This is a genomic window from Bergeriella denitrificans NBRC 102155, from assembly GCF_001592185.1.
GTDB classification, from domain to species: domain Bacteria; phylum Pseudomonadota; class Gammaproteobacteria; order Burkholderiales; family Neisseriaceae; genus Neisseria; species Neisseria denitrificans.
This window is the reverse complement of sequence record NZ_BCWL01000362.1, coordinates 1-839: the sequence shown is the minus strand read 5'-3', so window position 1 is coordinate 839 and position 839 is coordinate 1. Positions and strand designations below refer to the sequence as shown.

Genomic DNA, 839 nt, shown 5'->3' with positions numbered 1-839 from the left:
GGGCATAGGCAATAACAAAACCGCCGCCGACAATACCTATGCCAAAAAAAACACCGCCCTGAGCGCAGGCGCGGGTCTGACCGGCGGCGGCACATTGGGCAGCAACGTTTCGTTCTCGCTCGGCACCCCGTCCGACCTGACCGAAAACAGCACCAGCGTAGCGGTCAGCAACACCCACAGCCACAAACTGCCCCGCGCCTCCACATCCGTGCGCGGCATTGTCAAAACCAACAACACCCTAACCGGAACCGCTTCGGACGAAGCATTAAGCGCAGCGATGGGTAAAGAACTTAAAGAGCTGATTGACGACGTATCAGGCGACAGCTTCAAACTGCGCGGCGAAATCCCCGCCAACCGTAATCTGAACGACCTGACCGCAACGGCAGCCAATATCGGCGTGTGGCATCAAGCCGCCAACGCCCGCAGCACCGCAGCCAACAACTACCCCGTGCAACTGGCCGGCACCTTGTTCGTCCTGCCCGCCGTCGCAGGCGGCACGCAGGTTTATATCCCCTACAACAATTCGGGTATTTGGACGCGCCCGCAAACCAGCGGCTCAAGCGGTTGGAACGCATGGACGCGGCTCGGCGACGACAAACTGGGCAACAGCGGCAACCAAACCCTAGCGAACGGCGTACTCAATATCCAGCGCAATGCCTGGGAAAAACTGCGCTTTACCAATTCGGACGGCAGCTTCTGGCGGCTCGAAACCGAGCCGGTCGGCAGCAATGCCGACGGCGCGCGCTTCAACCTCGTCTTCAACGGCGCTGGCGGAACAAACGAAATCGGCCGCGTGGCCTTCCCGCGCGTCGCGGGCGGCGAAACGGCGGCTTATCAGA

At 61.0% G+C, this 839-nt stretch carries 1 protein-coding gene; it reads left to right on the top strand.

Annotated features, from left to right (window positions below):
* The coding region (locus BDE01S_RS11490) for a pyocin knob domain-containing protein (RefSeq protein WP_218015878.1) at positions 1-839 on the top strand (839 nt) is incomplete at both ends.